Origin of the sequence: Gordonia desulfuricans NBRC 100010, from assembly GCF_001485495.1 — a bacterium.
Classification (GTDB): Bacteria; Actinomycetota; Actinomycetes; order Mycobacteriales; family Mycobacteriaceae; genus Gordonia; species Gordonia desulfuricans.
On sequence record NZ_BCNF01000109.1, the window covers coordinates 1 to 17,156 of the forward strand.

General features: G+C 66.6%; 17 protein-coding genes. 4 read left to right on the plus strand and 13 right to left on the minus strand.

Annotation, left to right across the window (positions count from 1 at the left end; translation table 11 throughout):
- Nucleotides 1-234: 234 nt before the first annotated feature.
- Nucleotides 235-444, minus strand: a complete 210-nt coding sequence (locus tag GD1_RS17180) for a hypothetical protein (RefSeq protein WP_059038500.1) — start codon at nucleotides 442-444, stop codon at nucleotides 235-237.
- Complete coding sequence (locus GD1_RS17185; protein WP_059038533.1) at nucleotides 441-752, minus strand: hypothetical protein; 312 nt, start codon at nucleotides 750-752, stop codon at nucleotides 441-443. Before GD1_RS17185 ends, GD1_RS17180 begins: the two co-directional genes overlap by 4 nt.
- 339 nt (nucleotides 753-1,091) lie before the next feature.
- Between GD1_RS17185 and GD1_RS17190 the strand changes: the two genes are divergently transcribed.
- A complete protein-coding gene (locus GD1_RS17190) occupies nucleotides 1,092-1,541 on the plus strand; it encodes a MarR family winged helix-turn-helix transcriptional regulator (protein ID WP_059038502.1) in 450 nt (149 codons plus the stop codon).
- Nucleotides 1,538-2,980, plus strand: coding sequence for an MFS transporter (locus GD1_RS17195; RefSeq protein WP_059038503.1), 1,443 nt, complete (start codon nucleotides 1,538-1,540; stop codon nucleotides 2,978-2,980). The genes GD1_RS17190 and GD1_RS17195 overlap by 4 nt, the downstream gene beginning before the upstream one ends.
- 411 nt (nucleotides 2,981-3,391) lie before the next feature.
- On the opposite strand, the gene GD1_RS17200 is transcribed toward GD1_RS17195, so the two are convergent.
- The 9 genes from GD1_RS17200 to GD1_RS17240 all read right to left on the minus strand — a co-directional run bounded on the left by GD1_RS17200 (nucleotide 3,392) and on the right by GD1_RS17240 (nucleotide 12,555).
- Nucleotides 3,392-4,138 carry a hypothetical protein gene (locus GD1_RS17200; RefSeq protein WP_217997894.1) on the minus strand — a complete coding sequence of 249 codons (747 nt, stop codon included), beginning with the start codon at nucleotides 4,136-4,138 and terminating at the stop codon, nucleotides 3,392-3,394.
- Nucleotides 4,135-5,808 carry an asparagine synthetase B family protein gene (locus tag GD1_RS17205; RefSeq protein ID WP_059038505.1) on the minus strand — a complete coding sequence of 558 codons (1,674 nt, stop codon included), beginning with the start codon at nucleotides 5,806-5,808 and terminating at the stop codon, nucleotides 4,135-4,137. Before GD1_RS17205 ends, GD1_RS17200 begins: the two co-directional genes overlap by 4 nt.
- A 62-nt stretch (nucleotides 5,809-5,870) precedes the next feature.
- Nucleotides 5,871-6,359, minus strand: coding sequence for a hypothetical protein (locus tag GD1_RS17210; protein ID WP_059038507.1), 489 nt, complete (start codon nucleotides 6,357-6,359; stop codon nucleotides 5,871-5,873).
- A gap of 10 nt (nucleotides 6,360-6,369) precedes the next feature.
- Nucleotides 6,370-7,179, minus strand: a complete 810-nt coding sequence (locus tag GD1_RS17215) for a hypothetical protein (RefSeq protein ID WP_059038509.1) — start codon at nucleotides 7,177-7,179, stop codon at nucleotides 6,370-6,372.
- Between the two features lie 134 nt (nucleotides 7,180-7,313).
- Entirely contained in the window at nucleotides 7,314-8,246 is a 933-nt protein-coding gene (locus GD1_RS17220; protein WP_157079529.1) for a hypothetical protein, read from the minus strand.
- A 232-nt stretch (nucleotides 8,247-8,478) separates the two neighbouring features.
- Nucleotides 8,479-8,922, minus strand: a complete 444-nt coding sequence (locus tag GD1_RS17225; RefSeq protein WP_157079530.1) for a hypothetical protein — start codon at nucleotides 8,920-8,922, stop codon at nucleotides 8,479-8,481.
- 93 nt (nucleotides 8,923-9,015) lie between these two features.
- Complete coding sequence (locus GD1_RS17230) at nucleotides 9,016-10,287, minus strand: MFS transporter (RefSeq protein ID WP_373855341.1); 1,272 nt, start codon at nucleotides 10,285-10,287, stop codon at nucleotides 9,016-9,018.
- Nucleotides 10,288-10,292: 5 nt separating this feature from the next.
- Nucleotides 10,293-10,946: a GntR family transcriptional regulator gene (locus GD1_RS17235; protein WP_059038517.1), complete on the minus strand. Its 654-nt coding sequence runs from the start codon at nucleotides 10,944-10,946 to the stop codon at nucleotides 10,293-10,295.
- 136 nt (nucleotides 10,947-11,082) lie between these two features.
- Nucleotides 11,083-12,555 (minus strand): aldehyde dehydrogenase family protein, encoded by a 1,473-nt coding sequence (locus GD1_RS17240; protein WP_059038518.1) that lies wholly within the window; start codon nucleotides 12,553-12,555, stop codon nucleotides 11,083-11,085.
- Between the two features lie 231 nt (nucleotides 12,556-12,786).
- On the opposite strand from GD1_RS17240, the gene GD1_RS17245 reads away from it, so the two are divergent.
- Both GD1_RS17245 and GD1_RS17250 read left to right on the plus strand, forming a co-directional pair.
- Nucleotides 12,787-13,716, plus strand: a complete 930-nt coding sequence (locus GD1_RS17245) for a sigma-54-dependent transcriptional regulator family protein (protein WP_053776593.1) — start codon at nucleotides 12,787-12,789, stop codon at nucleotides 13,714-13,716.
- A gap of 61 nt (nucleotides 13,717-13,777) precedes the next feature.
- Nucleotides 13,778-14,422, plus strand: a complete 645-nt coding sequence (locus tag GD1_RS17250; RefSeq protein WP_152972643.1) for a helix-turn-helix domain-containing protein — start codon at nucleotides 13,778-13,780, stop codon at nucleotides 14,420-14,422.
- 98 nt (nucleotides 14,423-14,520) lie between these two features.
- Here the strand turns inward: GD1_RS17250 and GD1_RS17255 are convergent, their stop codons facing one another.
- Both GD1_RS17255 and GD1_RS17260 read right to left on the minus strand, forming a co-directional pair.
- Nucleotides 14,521-15,672: a glycerate kinase gene (locus tag GD1_RS17255; protein ID WP_053776612.1), complete on the minus strand. Its 1,152-nt coding sequence runs from the start codon at nucleotides 15,670-15,672 to the stop codon at nucleotides 14,521-14,523.
- A complete protein-coding gene (locus GD1_RS17260; RefSeq protein WP_059038522.1) occupies nucleotides 15,669-17,069 on the minus strand; it encodes an NAD-dependent succinate-semialdehyde dehydrogenase in 1,401 nt (466 codons plus the stop codon). Before GD1_RS17260 ends, GD1_RS17255 begins: the two co-directional genes overlap by 4 nt.
- Between the last annotated feature and the right edge of the window lie 87 nt (nucleotides 17,070-17,156).

Genomic DNA, 17,156 nt, shown 5'->3' on the forward strand with positions numbered 1-17,156 from the left:
GTTCCTGCAACGATTGTGTCGGCCACAAACCGCGCCTGCCGCACTGTCTTCGACAGAGGATCCGTCCGGGACAGACGGGTCGCGAGGGGTCGCGCCACGAACGGCGCGGTACCGCCACACGCGGTCAGAAAATGAATTGAGCGGAGATCGTCGCGGGTGAGAACACCGCGGTCGACAATCCTTCAGCGGCTCGGCCGGCCGGAACAAAAGTGGCTCGATGTGCTTCTCATAGAGTCAATCCAGCCGCGGACCTTCGATCGCGGACTCCATCTTGATCAGGCGCGGAACATCGGGAACCCTTGCCTGGAACTCCAGACGGCGGACCGCTCCGTCGCGAAACTTCTCCAGTGGCGGCACCACGGCACCCTGCTCAGACAGGACTCGGCAGATCGACTCGATCGCAACACCTTTGGCACGCATCTCATCAATGAAACCGACGATCATCGATTGCGGGGGTCGGGCTCCCCCACGAAGAAAGACGTTGCCGCCTCCAACACCTCGATGTCCTCACGTAACCGCTTGTTCTCGGCCTTCACACGCTTCAGCTCGGCGAGCTCGGCACTACTGGCCCCGGGCCGTCGACCCGCATCGACCTCGGCCTGCACCGCCCACCGGCGCACCGTCTCTCTACCCACTCCGAGTTTCTTCGCGATCGCTGCAGCTGCTGCCGTCGTCGACGAGTACTCCCCGCCATGCTCAGCCAACATCCGTAACGCACGAGCCTTGACCTCGGGATCAATATTCTTCGGCATGTGCTTCATCCTTCCTGACCCAAAAGGAAGCGGCACGTAACCACAGGGGAATTCATCGGGTCCGATCGCTGCGGTTACCACACCACACAGAAGATCGGGCACCGACACGACGTCCGCGCCATGCCCACCGGGTCCGCCCTGCCCGAGAGAGATCCTCGCCCACCAGAGACTCTCGCCACGCGGAGCTCACATCCGACCTGTATGGACTCCACACATCCGCCAAATAGAACGCAATGCGTGCCATATTGTAGTGCCTGCCGCCAGCCAGCTTGGAATATTCGACACAACTAGACAGCTATGCTGTGTATCAAGTTGCCGCCAAGTATCGAGGAGGACCGGATGGACGAGAGAGTCGACCAGCTCCGGGACGACATCGTCCGATTCAACCGACGCATCCGCACCAAGAACGCCGGACGCCACGTACTCACCCCCACACAGGTACAGGCCCTGGCGCATGTCGATCGGCTCGGCCCGATGAGCGCACGGGCACTGGCCGACGCCGAGATGGTCGCCCCCCAGACGGTGGCGCGGACGGTCGCCTATCTCGAACAACAAGGCCTGGTCACCCGTCACCCCGATCCCAACGACGCCCGCGCCGCCCTGATCTCGATCACCGACGTCGGCCACCAGACCCTCGAGGCCGACCGCAGCACCCGCAACGAATGGCTGGCCGAGGCGATCCGCACCCACTGCACACCCGTCGAACGCGACCTGCTGTTCCTGGCGGGCAGCCTCCTGCGCAGGATCGCCGAGGACACCCCCGCCGACGACGTCACCGGCGCTCGATGACCCTCACCCAGAACCAGCCCACCACCGAGGACAAACGTCCGGTCCCCTTCGATGTCAGCGGCGCCGCCGCATCCGGAACCGTCCTCCAACCCCTCAACTCCTCGATGATCGCCGTGGCGATCGTCGGGATCGCCGCCCAGTTCGGCGCCTCGGCGAGCGTCTCCTGGGTGATCTCCGCGATGTACATCACCACCGCCGTCTGCGCCCCGATGGCCGGACGCCTCGGCGCCATGTTCGGCGCCCGCCGGGTCTTCATCGCCGGCCTGGTCCTGGTGTGCGCCGGATCGCTCGTGGGTACCTTCGCCCCGGGGATCGGATGGCTCATCGCCGCCTACGTGCTGCTCGGCATCGGGATCTCGGTGCACATGCCCAACGCGATGACGATGGTCCGCAGCTATGCCGAGAAGTACCGGCGCCAATCACGAACGGCCATTACCACACTCGTCGTGTGCGGGCAGTCGGTGGCCGCCCTGGGCCCCACCCTCGGCGGACTGCTCGTCGGCACGTTCGGATGGCAGTCCATCCTCTGGGTCAACCTCCCCGTCGCCGCGCTGACCGGCTTCTTCATCCTCCGCGCCGACGTCGGATTCGCCGGCGACCGGCCGCCGTCAGTACGTGCGGCCCTGCACGCCATCGACATGACCGGCATCGCCCTGTTCGTCCCCGCCCTCACCACCCTGATGGTGTTCCTGGTGTCCCTGCGCGCATCGATCGCCTGGTGGGCCCTGCCCGTCTCCGTCGTCACCGCCGTCGCCTTCGTCCTGTGGGAACGGCACACCCCCGAACCGTTCCTCGATGTCCGCGCACTGTTCGGCAACCGGGCACTGAGCGCCACCCTCGGCCGCACCCTGCTCACCTACACCTGCTTCTACTGCGTGTTCTTCGGAATCCCGCAGTGGCTGCAGTACGTCCGCGAGATGACCCCCATCGAGGCCGGACTCACCATGCTGCCGGTCGCCGGGGTGAGCGTGATCGCGACGATGATCGGCTCGCGCACCTACCGCCGCTACGGCGCCCGCACCACGCTGCTCATCGGAACCGCGGCACTGCTCGTCGGCGGCATCCTGATCGCCTCCGTCGAGAAGTCCACCGCCCCGATCCTCGTCCTCCTGCTCGTGGCAGCAGTCCTCGGAATACCCAACGGCTTCAACAACATCGGCAACCAGAACCTGATCAACGCGGTCACCTCGGTCGACGACGTGGGCACCGCCATCGGCATGTACCGAACCATGGCCTTCATCGGCGCCAACCTCGCCGTCGTCGTCATGCAGCTGACCGCCGGCGCCACCATCACCGACGACGGACTCCACAGCACCGGATGGTTCATCGTCGTCGTGGCCGCCGTCCTACTCGTCGGCGTCGTGATGTCGAAGAACATGGGGCCGAGACCAGGGAACGCGCTTCGACCCGATCGCACCGCCGTCGATCAAAAGGCGTGACGGGAGTCCGCGGATCACCCTTCCCGCAGTGTTGCGGCCCACCCTCCGACCTCGCGCAGTCCACCCTCCCGCACGATGCAGGACACACCGATCACAACCAGTGGTGCAGATCATGGTTCGACGAATGGTTTCGGCCGCCACTGGTCCAGGCTGGTTCCCTGATCCTCTCGAGGACGCGGCCTGCTCTACCGCAGCCCCCCACCCGACCGATCGTCTCGCCACCTGCGTGACGGTCACCGATGAGGGCCGAGAACTGGCCACCGCCGCCACCGAGGCCCTGAGCGAGAAAGGTTTCGGCATGGAGAGCAGCCACAACGCAGATGGTGGAGATCCTGCCGGCCTCGCTCACGGACATGCGGGGCACGGTCGGCGACTCGCAGACCAGGTCTCGCTGAGCTCGGCGCCCGCTTCTCAGGCCTCGACGTCCCCGAGGTCGGTGCACGCATCCGCGGAGTGGAGTTCGTCGGCGAGGAACACCGTCTGCGCCATCATCCGGTAGCCCGACATCTGTTCGCGGAACACCTCCACCGATTCCTCCGGATGCACCGAGTCGATCACCGCGTGCGGGCCGATCGCATTGAACTGGTGGCTCACCCCGCGGGGAACCTGCATGTCGACGAACGAACACGGCGGCACGACGAGGTTGTAGCGGGTCCGCACGACGCCTTCGGGGGTGTCGGGGAGCTCGTCGGTGAAGGCGCGCAGCGTGAACTGCGTGACGCCGGGAACATCGGTGATCGCGAACGGCGAGAGACTGCCGACCCGGATCCTCGTGTCGGGGCCGGTCATCATGCGAACGAAGCGCAGCCCGGTGTGCAAGTGCATCCGCGAGCACAGGTCGCGCTGGGTGACGTCGTAGAAGTCCATCAGATAGCGGTCGGCGAAGAACCCGTCGAAGGGCTTCTCGATCATGTAGACGTCGCCCTCTTCGAAGACCTGCGAACGTGTGATGCCATCGGCGTCGGGAGTCGTTGCCACCGCGCTCGACTTGGCCCGGGTGACGATGTTCGCCAGCGTCGAGACCACTGCCAACGCCACCTCGGGGTCGAACTGCGCAACCGGTGTCACGACGTTGTGTCCGGGATCGGCGAAGGTCGCGAGGTCGTGCACCTCGTTGACATCGTCTGCATGCTCCTTGATCGGCGACGTACCTGTCACTGTCCTACCTCGAATGATTGCAACCAGAGTTCCAGAGTCAGTACCAGCCAGAGCTTTCCGCCGTGTCGCGGAAGCAACGAGCCATCCTTGCGCAGCCATGCCCGGATGGTGTCGCGGCGGAACAGTCCGCGGTCCGCGTCGCCGCTGAGCAGCACGTCGTGGGCGAGATCGCGCAGCGGGCCGTCGAGCCACTGCTGCACCGGGACCCGCATACCGCTCTTGGGTCGGTCGACGATGGTCGACGGCAGCAGGTCACGCACCGACTGCTTGAGAATCCATTTCTCGGTGGTGCCATGGAGTTTCAGCTCCGGCGGGATGGCGAAGGAGTGATCGATGACCGCGCGGTCGAACAGCGGGGCACGTCCCTCGACACCGCTGGCCGCGGTCAGTCGTTCCACCTTGGTCAGGATATGATGTGCACCTTTGGTTCTCAGGTTGGTGTGCAGCAACTTGTTGAGCAGGCTGCGCATCTGGCCGGGACCGAGGTACGGGAGCAGGACCTCGGTCGACGGTGCGGTGATCTCGAGTTCGGACAGGACATCCTCGCTGAGCAGGGTCGGCAGATCGTCGAGGCATTTCCGATAGCTGGACAGGTAGGCGGCGGCGCGGGCCTGTACCGACGGGTCGTCGCGCATCAACTCGAAGATGAGCATCGGCAGGTTCTTGGGTCCGCCGAACACCGGGTCGCCGCCCTCGCCGTTCAGGATGACCGAATGCCCGTCACGGGCCGCTTCTTGTGCCAGAAGCAGATTGGGGACGGTGAGGGGATCACCGACCGGACAGTCGAGCAGTGCGACGGTCTCGGCCATCCGCTCGGCGATCGAGGTCCCGGGCACGGTGAGCACCCGGCGTTCCACGTTGCAGTGCGCGGCCACGAGTCCGGAGTAGGCCAGTTCGTTGGGGGTGTCGGAGTCGAATCCGATGGAGTAGGCGGTGACCGGTTCATCGTGGAACTTGGCGGCCAATGCGGTCACCAGACTGCTGTCGACACCGCCGGACAAGAGAACCCCAACCGGTTCGGCTTCCGGGAGGCGCCGAATGGTGGCTTCCTCCAACAATTCCCGCAACCGGCTGCCGCCGGGATCGGCCCCCAGCGGATCCTCGGCCTCGACCGGTTCCCACAGCACGCTCTCGTCGATGTCACCGTCGGTACGCAGGCGGAGGCACCGCCCGGGGCCGACCTCGCGGATACCTCGGAAGAAGGTCTCGGCGCCGGGAAGGTAGGCCAAGGTCAGGAACGACCGCACCGCCCGTACGTCGAGCCCGGTGTCGAGCGCGGGCCAGGATGCCAAGGCCCGCAATGAACTCGCCGCTGCCCACGACCCACCCGCGCGTGCATAGAACAGGGTGCGTGCGCCGACATGGTCGCGCAACAGGACCAGGTCATCGCCGTCCGAGACGACCATCGCGAACATGCCGTCGGCCTCGGCGACACCGGGCAGACCGTGTTGGTCGTAGACATGGACCAACAACTCCGTGTCCGAGCAGGATTCGGGTGCAGGCGGAGACAACCGACGTCGGAGGGCGGCGCCGTTGAAGACCGTGGCCTCACCGACGGCAGTGAACCCACCGACGGTCAGTGGGCCGTCGGCGACGCCGGGGCCGTCGACGAGCTCCCAGTCATGACCGGCCGGATCGGCGGTGCGGGGACGGACGATGAATCGGGACATCTACCACCTCACCGGACCGGGGGACGAACCATTATCGGAGTGGCGACGAAAGATCCATGTGATCAACCGAAATCACCGCCACCGTCGTCGCCGGCATCATCCCAGGACGAATAGGAGTCGCTCCCGCCGCCGCTACTTGCCGGGTCGTCCTGCTCGGACTGGAGTTGCGCCTCCTGCTCCGGGGTCAGGTGTTCCGGCGGATAGACCAGGCCGACCAGTACGGCGCCACCGGCGGCCGCGGCGACATATCCACCGAGCCGCCCGCCGAAGCGCGAGCGATTGAGTGTCAGGGTGCCGTCACTCCACAGGGTGCGCCCGAATCCGTTCTCGCGTCCGTAGATCACGGTGCCGTCGTGGTAGGTGCGTTTGACGATCCGGGGACCGAGTGGTTCGTCGATGCCGCTGCTCCCGCGGTCGTCGCGCCACCACACGCGCCCCTGTTCGTCGCGGCGGCGCCATTCCTGGCGGCCGTCCGCATACCGGCGATACACGGACTGGTCGGCGAGGAGTTCGTCAGTGTAGGTGAGCTGTCGCGGGGATGGTCGGGTCATCGTTGCGTCCTCACCGTTGCGGCCATGTCAGGAATCCCGTCGAGCGCGCACCGCGGATGTCGACGAGGGATTCGTGGTGTCGGTGCATCTCGCGGACCAACCGGTGAACGCTCCGGAGCAGCATCGCCGGGGCGACGGCGGCCACCTCGACGTCGGAGCCCATTCCGAATCCGGTGCGGGTCAGGTGCAGTGGGGCGCTCTGGCCACGGCGCAGGCCGATCGGGACCACCTGTACCGAATCCGGCAGCGATGCGAGTTCGCGAATCCGTCCGGGCAGCTCCGCGCCGGTCGGCGAGTCGTCGTGGAGGACGTAGACACGGGCCGGACCGTCGTCGACGTTGCCGAGCATCCGGATGATCCCGTCGGACAACGGCAATTCGTCGACGCCGACCACCAGGCATGCCGACTCCATCGGTAACCCGTTGGCGCGCAGCATTTCCGCGATGCCCTGGCTCTGACAGCAGAGTATCCGCGGAAGTCCGTAGGCGTACAGGTCGGGTTCGGGTGTGTGACAACCGATGCCGCCGGCCCGCGCCGGTCGGGGATGCAGTAGACCGGGCACGTCGTCGGATCGCTCCAGCCATGTGCAGAACCGGCGGTAGGACACGGGCGCGGGGACGGTGAAGGCGGGCTTGCGCGGCAACCGATGCACGGGTAGGAGCGTGCGACAAACCTCGTAGTACAGCTGACGCTGCGTGAACTGCAGATCGGTGGGCGCGCCGACACGCTGCACCGCTCGTCCCAGAACCACGTCGACGAAATGATCCTGCAGCTCCCGGAGATGGATACGCCGAGACCGGAGGGGTGTCCTCGGGGTCATCTGGCAGGTCCTCCTCGGCCGGTCTCCGGGCAGCTCATGATCGCTCTGCGGTCCGTGCGTGGTGAGTCCACATCTATCACAACGCGTTCAAGCCGCCGGCCACCGTTCGTGCATACGCTGCGCGACCTGCACGTTCACGCGACCGGCCACGTGAGGAAACCGATGTCGTGTCCGGCCGGTTGTTCGGCGCGGTGGGACGGTAGGGCACGTTCGACGGCGGACAGGAGTTTGCGCGGGGGGATGGCCGCGATCGGTGACCACCAGCCGTACGCGAGCCACTCCCGTTCCCGCGCGGGCAGTCCCTGCGGCAGTGCCGCCGCCTCGGTCGCCGACAACGCCGGCTCGTGCAGGACCAGCGCCTTGGGCGAGTCCATCACCATCCGCGCAGCGAGTCCGACGTCGCGGACCCGTGGTCCGAGCCGGGCGCGGGCGTACTCCACTAATGCCGTTCCCGCGGGACTCGCGTCATGCAGCACCAGGACCGGCACATCCGGCGGCACATCGTCGGGATGGTGGACCAGGGCCATCGCGAACCGGTCGGCGAACCCGTTGGCGGCCAGGCAGACCAGCACACTGCGACTCGGGCAGACCACCGCGACCTGCGGGTGGTCTATGTACGGAAGCGGCGCGACGTCGTCGTTGACCGCGCCGGGTATCGGCTCGCCGTACACACTCCGCCAGCGGGTCTCCACGCCCTCGGCGAGGTCGGCCGGTGCGACGTCGAGCGAGATGCGGATCTTCTGGAGCATGATCGGTTTGCGCACCAGGTGAGCGATCACGGATACGACGATCAGCGTCACACCGCAGCCGATCAAGGCGAGGATCGTCCACAGCGTGCTCAGCGAGGTGAGGATCGTGATCGGAAGCGACACGAGAACCAGGAAATAGCAGACCACGACGATTCCCGCCGCCCATCCGACCACCGAACTCGTCCACTCGCTGTTCAACGACGAGAGCCGGTTTCGGGCCGCGGCATAGATGAACTGGGTGTAGGTGAAGGCCAGGTCGTCTTCGGTACGGAGCTTGGCGGACAGCTTGCGGACGCGGACGTCGTGGAGGCCGTGCACCGTCTCTTTGGGTTCCAGCGCGAACGGGCGACCGCACTTCTCGCACACCCGGTCTGTGCGCTCGCGGCGACGGACCTCCTGTGAACAACGCGGACAGATCACCGGCCACCCTCCGGAAATGCGACAGAACACTCGGACCAGACCGGTCTATCACGAATGGCGGCCACGGATCAGGTGGCGAACACCGTCACCCATCGCCGGCCCCCATCCGGCGATGAGCGAAAACCCGAGGTCAGCGCTTGTCGACGCCGAGATCGGCGGGATCCGACAGGACCGCCTGTGTGGTGGTCGTCCAAATGTGGGTGAGGTGCTGTACGAACTGGCCCCGGGTCAGCTCCAGGCGGCCCTCGAGCCAGTCGAGCATCGTGCGGCTACTACCGTTGACCAGCACGGATGCGGTGATCTCGACAATCGGGTCGGTGGTCGGGACCCGCTCGGCCGGGACGCGGTGATGGCCGAGGGTCCCGACGCGGTGGGGCAGGTGCCGTCCAATCGCGCGGTCCGGACATGAGCACCACACCGATACCGGGCCGGCCGTGCCGTCCACGGAATGCAAGTCGCCTACGCACCGGACCTTCTCGACGTCGGCGACGACGGGCTCGTCGAGGTGCTCGCGCAGGACATCGCCGACAACCAGCGTGATCTCGTCGGTGACGTCGTCAAACCCCGCCCTCACTTGTGAGGACGAGTAATCGGTGCTCCCTCGCCCAGGATGGATCGGACTCCGGCGAGGCCGGTCGAGACCCGCATCCGATTCCCCGATGGATCATCACCACACCGGCTCCTCGTCGGGAACCTCCACCTCGACGGGGCCGCGCACCGGCGGCAGGTGCTTCGTGGACGAGAATGCGAGTCCCAGAACGGTCAGCGCGGCGAGTGCCACCACCGACCACAGCACGACGAACAGTCCGACGTGTACGGCCAGTCCGGCGATGATCAACGGCAGGAAGAAGCCGACGTAGGCCAGCGAGTAGAAGGCGCCGGTCAGCACCGCGAGTTCGGATGGTCCGGCGATCCGCTGCACCTCGAGAAGCCCTGAGACCTGACCGATCCCGATGCCGGCGCCGATCGCGACGTTCGAGACCACGGCCAGGATGATCGACTGGAGGCCGATGCTGGCCGTGGCCAGGGCGATCCCGGCGGTCAGTGCGAGCACCGCGACGATCAGTCCGCGAGCCGAGTTCTCCGAGTGGATCCAGCGCGCGAACGGCTGCACGAGTGAGGATGTCGCGAGCGCGATCACCGAGGCACTGGTGGCGAAGACCAGACCGTAGGCGCCCGTCGCATCCTCGAGCCGGGTCGGGAGGTATCCGTATCCGATCGCCGCGCCGCCGAAAAGCCATGGGCTGGCGATCATCACGACGAGAAGGAAACGCTTGTGGGTCATGCCGGGCGCACGGAATCTGCGTCGTGACACCGATTCTGCGGTGTCGGCCGGTGCGCGATGGGTCTCGGGTGCGGTGAGGACGGCGGCCAGTGCCGGGACGCTCAGCGCGATGTGCACCAGGAAGGGCAGCGTCTCCGGCAGCGGTCCCCACTGTGCGAGGAGACCGGCAACCAGTGCGCCGCACGCCGATCCGGTGCCGAAGACCACCGCCGACCGCCGCGCACCCGTACCGGGGCGGGCACCCGCATCGTAGGGGCGCATGGACAGTTCGGTCATCCAGCTGGTCCCGACGGCCATCGCCACACCGACTCCGATCCCGGAGAACAATCGGCCCGCGGCCAGGAAGCCGAGCCCGAACGGACCCAGGGCCAGCAGCACGCTTCCGGTGATCGTCGCCAGCACACCGCCGAGCATCAGCCGCTTGCGGCCACGCCGGTCCGACATCGCGCCGGCGATCAGCAACGCCGGGATCAGTCCGAGCACGTAGATCCCGAGGAGACCGTTGACCACGATCGACGAATAGTGCACGCGCTCTTCGTACATGAGCAACAGTGGACTGAATTGGTTTCCGCCCCAGGTGCAGGCGAAGATCCCGGCCCACACCGCCATCCAGGGGCGCAGGCGTGAGGTGACTCCGGTTGCGGCGGCCGACACCACCATCACAGTGCCCCGCGATGCGAGGCGACGTGATCATGCAGGACCGCCGCATACCGCTCGCCGTCACCGGCGGCCAGCGCGTCGGCCAGCTGCCGGTGTTGGGCCAGGCCCTCCACCAGTTGTTCGGGTCGCACCCGGACCAACTGGTGGCGTAGGCGCTGCTGCCGGTCGTGCAGTCGCCCCATGAAGTCGACGGCGATGCGGTTCCCGGACGCCTCGACGACCGCCGAGTGGAACTCGTCGTCGGCGTCGAGATAGGCGACGACGTCGGCGTTCTCGGTGGCGACGACCTGCAGGTCGAGCAGCCGATGGAGCCTCGGCATGAGCGTGTCGATGTCGCCGAGCCGGATCGCCCGCTGCGCTGCCGCCGATTCGATGGCCTCGCGCATCTCGAGGACGTCCTCGGCCTCGCTGGGGGCGATCGGCCGGACGATCGCGCCCTTGCGCGAGAGCAGGTCGAGCAGCCCCTCCGCGGCCAGCCGCAAAAACGCCTCGTGGACCGGCGTCCGGCTGATCCCCAGATCGGCGACCACGAGCCCTTCGCTGATCATCGTCCCGGACGCGAAGTCGCCGCGGATGATCGCTGCCTTCACGTGGTGGAAGGCGCGATCAGACGCCGAAACCGCAGGTTGGTCGTCGGGAGTGCGCATGGACATGGGACGACGATAGCACTTGCATGCATCGATGCATGCAAGTGCTATCGGACCTGTTTCCCGACGCGGAGTCAGATCACGCCGGCCCGTCGCCGGTGATCAGCACCCAGACATTCGCTCCGCTCGGCGACGGTCTCACTCACCCGCGACACGTGTCTGTAGATCCTGCAGCGCCGCATCGATCTGTCCGTCGACCGCCGCCACGAACCCGTCCGATGCGAGTATCGGGCCGACCAGACCATCGGACAGCCCGGCATCGGTCGTCGCGACCGCGACGGTCCGGTGATGGGAGAGGTGATCGAAACCGACCTTCCCGTGGTAGGCGCCGGTCCCGGAGTTGCCCAACCCCGCCGAACGGTGTGCCCGGAAGGAAACCGTGGGCGATGGCATCGTTGACCGTCACGCCACCGCTGGTCGTGAACTCGAGGAACTTTCGCAGTTCGTCATCGTCGCTGCCGAACCAGTACGCCCCGAGCGGCGCCGGCCGGGCACCGATGTAGTCGATCACCTCGTCGAGGTCGTCGTAGGTGTAGACGGGAAGGACCGGACCGAAGATCTCCTCGTCGGCGATCAGCGCATCGGCCGGGACCCGCCGGAGGATCGTGGGGTCGATACGTCGACTCGTGGTGGACGAACCCACGTCCGTTCCGGGATCGGTGAGATCGACGCGCTCGGCGCCCTTGCTCAGCGCATCCTCCACCAAACGGAGAACCCGAGAGTGATTGCGTTCATTGACGATCGACACCACGCCGGCCGCGGACGCCGGCCGCGGCGACACCGCCCGGATCTCCGCCGCGAGCTTCTCCAGGAAGGCACCCTCGAGTGCGCTCGGCACGAAGACGTAGTCCGGACAGAGACACACCTGCCCCGCGTTGAGCAGACGGGTACCGGCCACACGATGCGCGGCCAGATCCAGGTCAGCCGAAGGGGAGATCACCACCGGGTTCTTGCCACCGAGCTCCAGCGTCGTCGGGACGAGGTTTCGTGCGGCCGCCTCGGCGACCTTGCGCCCGACCGCGGGTGATCCGGTGAAGATCAGGTGATCCAGGTCGAGCTCCGAGAAACGTTGTGCGGTCTCGAGATCCCCGACCACCACCGCGACCTCTTCCGGCGGCAGGTATTCGGCCACCGCCGCGGCCAGGATCGCGCCGGTACGCGGATGGAAGTCCGGGAACTTGATGATCACGCGGTTGCCCGCGGCGAGCGCATCGATTGCCGGATGAATCGTCAGCTCCAACGGGAAGTTCCATGCGCCGACCACACCGACCACACCCAACGGCCGCTTCTGCACGTAGCCGCCGGCAACGACCTCCGGCTTCATCCACTCTTCGATCCCCTCGCGGAGCTCCGCCGCAGCACCCACCGAGGGCAGCACATCGAGGGCTTTCGTCAAGGCGGGGGGACGGCTTCCGTACTCGCTGTCGAGGCTCGCGGCGAGGTCGGCGCTGTGCTTCACCACAGCCAGCAGGAGACGATCGATGCGACCGATCCGGGTCTCGGCACTCGCGATGCCCTCGGCACGGAATGCCGCGCGCTGGCGTCGGACCAGATCTTCCAGATCCGTGGCGGTGATCGCCTGCAGGTCCGGCGTGGGGGTTGCTGTCGTGGTCATCAGAGCCCTTTCGGTGGATGGTGGGACGACGCGGTCCGGCGGTATCCGCTCTCCCGCTGTCCTCACGAATCGATCGGTCGGTGCATGGCGTCTCATCGGTGACGCTCACCACAGACGCTCCGAGCGTGGACGCCCTGAGAGTTGTCCAGATTCTTGGACAGGTCGGGCCTTCCGGGGTCGCACGCGGGCCACCCCACCAGGCCATTTCCACCTGATACCGTCGGATGTGTGATGCGCGACACCGATCCCGACCTGCCGTTGGGGGGTGGCCAGACCTCCTTGCGTCCCGAGATCGCCTCGTCATGGTTCCGATCCCGGTTGAGCGGAGTCGATCCCAGCGCGCCGCCGTCACTCGATTGGGAGGCCGGCGTCCCCGCCGGATCGCTGGCCTCGGCAGCCGACGACGTGGTGCGGACCGTCGCCCGAGACCTGCGCGATGTCGGTGCGGGTGTACTGCTCGCCGACAGCTTCGCTCGTGTCGTCGACATCGGCGCCGACGACTCGTCGGTTGCGGCGTGGATGGCCTCGCTCGGTGCGGTACCCGGCGCCCGCTTCGGCGAGGACAATGCGGGCACCAATGCGATCGGCACCCCGATCGAGATACGCCGGTGTGTGTCGGTTCTGGGCGAAGAACACTTCCACGACGACTTCAAGGAGTTCAGCTGTCACGGCCGGCCCGTGTACCACCCGATCACCAGACGAACGATCGGCGTCGTGAACATCTGCTTCCGCAGAGAATCCGACAATCCACTCTTCAGTGCCATCGCACGGCGGGCGGTGGACGACATCACATCCGTGATTCTCGAACGCAGCCCGCGCAAAGAGCAGTTGCTGGCCGCCGCGTTCTCTTCGACGCAGTTCCGGCACAGTCACGCACGAATAGCCCTCGGCGACAACTCCGTGATCGCGACCCCCGAAGCGCTGGATCTGCTCGGCAGCAAGGATCACGCGGCCGTCCGAGCCATGGCCGACGACATCCTCCGGGGGTTCTCCGCCACCGACGAGCTCACGCTGGAGTCGGGACTGGCCGTCGACGTGGGCTGGACCGCCGTCGACGGAGCCGGTCTGATCGCCTGTCTGTCACCTCGCGTCACCGACGAGACCGCCGGTGGAGGGCAGTTGCCGTACCGATGCGGCCTGGCCCGTCGCCCTCGTGGGTGAACACGGTTCCGGGCGTACCAGTCGTGCGCGGGCGCTACTCGGCCATGGTGATCACATCGTCGTGGACGGCATCGATGCCGGGCGCAGATCAGATTTCGCCCGCCGAGTCGACGCCGCATTCGATCGGGCCGCGCTCTCTTCGGCCGGACTGCTGATCGAGAATGTGCATCTCCTCGGTGAGAGCGAGGTGGTCCGCCTCGCCGAGCACCTCCGACGCACGCGGCTCCGGGTCGTCCTGACCGCCGTCCCCGGACCGGACTGGGACTGTGTGTACGGCGTGTACACACCTGTCCTCGGACACCTGGAAGACATCCCGCCGCTGCGATCGCGGCGCGACGAGATCCCCCGGATCGCGGCGACGATGCTCGGCGAGACACCGCATGGAACGTCTCGTCGGTTCAGTCCGGCAGCACTTCGATGCCTCACCGGCCAGATGTGGACCGGCAATCTGGCCGAGCTCCGTCGTGTGGTCGAGGCGGCCGCCGATCAGCGGACAACCGGCGATGTGACCCCGGACGACCTCCCGTCCCGATATCGGCACAACCATCGCCCCCTCCCCCCGCGCGAAGAGGCAGAGCGAGAGACCATCCTGCGGGCGTTGCGCCACACCGGCGGCAATCAAACCAAGGCCGCACGCGAACTGGGAGTGAGTCGATCGACGCTGTACAACCGCATGCAGAGCCTCGGTATCGGCACCGGGGTGTAGGACCGTTGCCCCTCAGGGATTCGTATGGGGAACGAGTGGGCCGACCGATCTTCGGCAAGAAAGAACACCGCATCCACGGAGAATCCGGTCCCGTGCTCTCACCGCACGTCTGCCTGGACCCGCATCCTCGTGTCCTCCACAATCGTGGCCGCCACCTCCTGCAGCAGCGCAGCTCCGTGGGTCATGCAGCGGTCGAGATCCGGCTCGATGTCGGTCAGGGCGTACACGCGATCGAATCCCGCAGCGCGCGTCTGCTGCTCGGTCAGCATGCAACGACCGGCGACGGCGACAACCGGAACGCCCCGTGCGGCAGCCGCCTTCGTGACCCCGGTCGGCGCCTTCCCGAAGAGCGTCTGGGTATCGAGATTGCCTTCTCCGGTCACGATGAGATCTGCCTGCTCGACGTGATCGTCGAAGGCGATGATGTCGAGAAGCCAATCGACACCTCGACATGTCTCGGCTCCGAGTGCGGCGATCGCCGCGTATCCCACTCCCCCGCCGGCGCCGGCGCCGGGGGCGTTCACCGCCTCTGGGGCACTCGGTCTGCGCTCTCCGAGAACACGGCTCCAATGCTGCAGGCCCGCCTCCAGCACCTGCTGTTGCCCCAGGTCGGCGCCCTTCTGATGAGCGAACACCCGCACGGCGCCATCCGGACCGAGCAGAGGGTTGTCGACGTCACGTGCAACGAGAAATCTTGTGTCACCGATCAATTGGTCCAGGGGTTCGAGATCGATGCGATGAAGCGTCGCGAGGGCGGCACCGCCCTGCGCCACCTCGCAGCCATGGCGATCCAACACTCTGGCTCCGAGGGCTTGCAGGAGGCCCGCTCCGCCGTCGGTGGAAGCACTTCCCCCCAGAGCCAGGACCACTGTGGACACCCGAGCCTGCGACAAAGCGTGTGCGATCAACTCACCCATGCCAAATGACGACGCGCCCATGGGGTCTCGGCCGGCCACCGGGAGTTGACCCAAGCCGACCGTAGCGGCCTGCTCGATCACGACGGTGTCGTCCAGTCGCGCATAGCCCACCACCCGGGGATGTCCCAGGGCATCTCGGGCGGTGGCGCGGACCTGCTGCCAGCCATGGGCGACGAGCGCAGCGACGGTGCCGTCTCCGCCGTCAGCGATCGGGCAGATCGATGTGGTCCAGTCGGGGGCCTGATACGCGATACCGGATCGAAGCGCGCGGGCCACCTGCTCTGCGGTCAGCGACCCTTTGAACTTGTCAGGGGCAATGAGTACGCGTGTCACGCGGTTGTCCCGGAGACCCACACCGTGCGGGCATTGGTGAACTCCCGCATCCCGAGGTCGCCGAGCTCTCGACCGAAGCCGCTGCGTTTGACGCCACCGAACGGGACGCGCGGGTCTGAGGCCACAAATGAGTTCACATAGAAGGCACCGCAATCGATTCGGCGACCGACACCGACCGCTCTGTCGATGTCACGGCTCCAGACACTGGCCGCGAGGCCGTACTCGGTGTCATTCGCCGTCTCGACCGCCGAATCATCATCGGACACCGAGACCAGCACTGCGACAGGACCGAAGGTCTCCTCGTTGTACACCGGCATATCAGGGGTCACGTCTGCGAGGACGGTAGGTGCATAGAAGTTGCCCGTCCGATCGAGCCGGTATCCACCGGCGAGCACCGTCGCACCCATCGCCACCGACGTGTCGACCTGACGCTGAATCTGGTCGACGAGATCCGGGCGGGCCAGCGGGCCCATATCGGTCGCCGGATCGGTCGGATCTCCCACGGTGATCCGATCCACTCGGCTGACGAGCTCGTGGGTGAAGTCGGCGATAACGCTCTCGGCGAGGATGATTCGCTTGGCCGCGATGCACGTCTGGCCTGCGCACATGAATCGCGACCGCACGGCGTGGTTTGCCGCGGTGCCGAGATCAGCGTCGTCGAGGACGATGAAGGGGTCCGATCCACCGAGTTCGAGCACCGACTTCTTCAGCGCCCTCCCGGCCGAACTCGCTACCGCGGCCCCGGCTCTGGTCGAGCCGGTCACCGTCACCGCAGCCACGCGGGCGTCGGCGATGACGCGATCGGATACGGCGCCCACGACCGACTCCTCGACCAGAATGGTGCTCAGGAGCCGGATGTCACCGCGACCTTCGGCGAAGAGGGATTCGATCGCAAGTGCGCAGCCGGTGACATTCGGGGAGTGCTTGAGGATGACGGTGTTCCCGGCCATGATCGCGGGCGCGGCGAATCGGAAGAGCTGCCAGAGCGGAAAGTTCCACGGCATGATCGCCAGAATCACTCCGAGCGGTTCGTATTCGATTCGCACAGCGGCATCGTCGGGACCGGAAAGGGGCGTCGCGGCAAGTGCGGTCGGGCCGTGGTCGGCCACATGGCGGCAGTTCCATGCGCACTTCGCCACCTCCGCGGCCGCCTCGGCGAGCGGCTTGCCCATCTCGGCGGTGATCAGTGCGCCCAGTTCGGCGCTGCGCTCCTCGATGAGGTCGGCGATACGATGCAGGACCGCGGTCCGAGCGGCGAACGGCTCGTGCCTCCATGTCGCAGCGGCATCTGCGGCCTGCTCCACAATCTCGTCGATCTGCGCAGGGGTGTGCGTGGGATAGTCACCGATCGGCTCGAGGGTCGTGGGGTCGACCGTGGTGAGAGTTGAAGTGGTCACGAGTGTCCTTGTGTCATTATGGTTTCCATGTTCGGTGTCACTACGGATCGGTGTCACTACGGATCGGTGTCACCACGGTCCGGTGTT

Excerpts from the sequence above, each read along its gene's own strand:
- GD1_RS17180 (WP_059038500.1), bottom strand. The coding sequence starts at position 444 with ATGATCGTCGGTTTCATTGATGAGATGCGTGCCAAAGGTGTTGCGATC.
- GD1_RS17185 (WP_059038533.1), bottom strand. The coding sequence starts at position 752 with ATGCCGAAGAATATTGATCCCGAGGTCAAGGCTCGTGCGTTACGGATG.
- GD1_RS17190 (WP_059038502.1), top strand. The coding sequence starts at position 1,092 with ATGGACGAGAGAGTCGACCAGCTCCGGGACGACATCGTCCGATTCAAC.
- GD1_RS17195 (WP_059038503.1), top strand. The coding sequence starts at position 1,538 with ATGACCCTCACCCAGAACCAGCCCACCACCGAGGACAAACGTCCGGTC.
- GD1_RS17205 (WP_059038505.1), bottom strand. The coding sequence starts at position 5,808 with ATGTCCCGATTCATCGTCCGTCCCCGCACCGCCGATCCGGCCGGTCAT.
- GD1_RS17210 (WP_059038507.1), bottom strand. The coding sequence starts at position 6,359 with ATGACCCGACCATCCCCGCGACAGCTCACCTACACTGACGAACTCCTC.
- GD1_RS17215 (WP_059038509.1), bottom strand. The coding sequence starts at position 7,179 with ATGACCCCGAGGACACCCCTCCGGTCTCGGCGTATCCATCTCCGGGAG.
- GD1_RS17235 (WP_059038517.1), bottom strand. The coding sequence starts at position 10,946 with ATGTCCATGCGCACTCCCGACGACCAACCTGCGGTTTCGGCGTCTGAT.
- GD1_RS17240 (WP_059038518.1), bottom strand. The coding sequence starts at position 12,555 with ATGACCACGACAGCAACCCCCACGCCGGACCTGCAGGCGATCACCGCC.
- GD1_RS17245 (WP_053776593.1), top strand. The coding sequence starts at position 12,787 with ATGCGCGACACCGATCCCGACCTGCCGTTGGGGGGTGGCCAGACCTCC.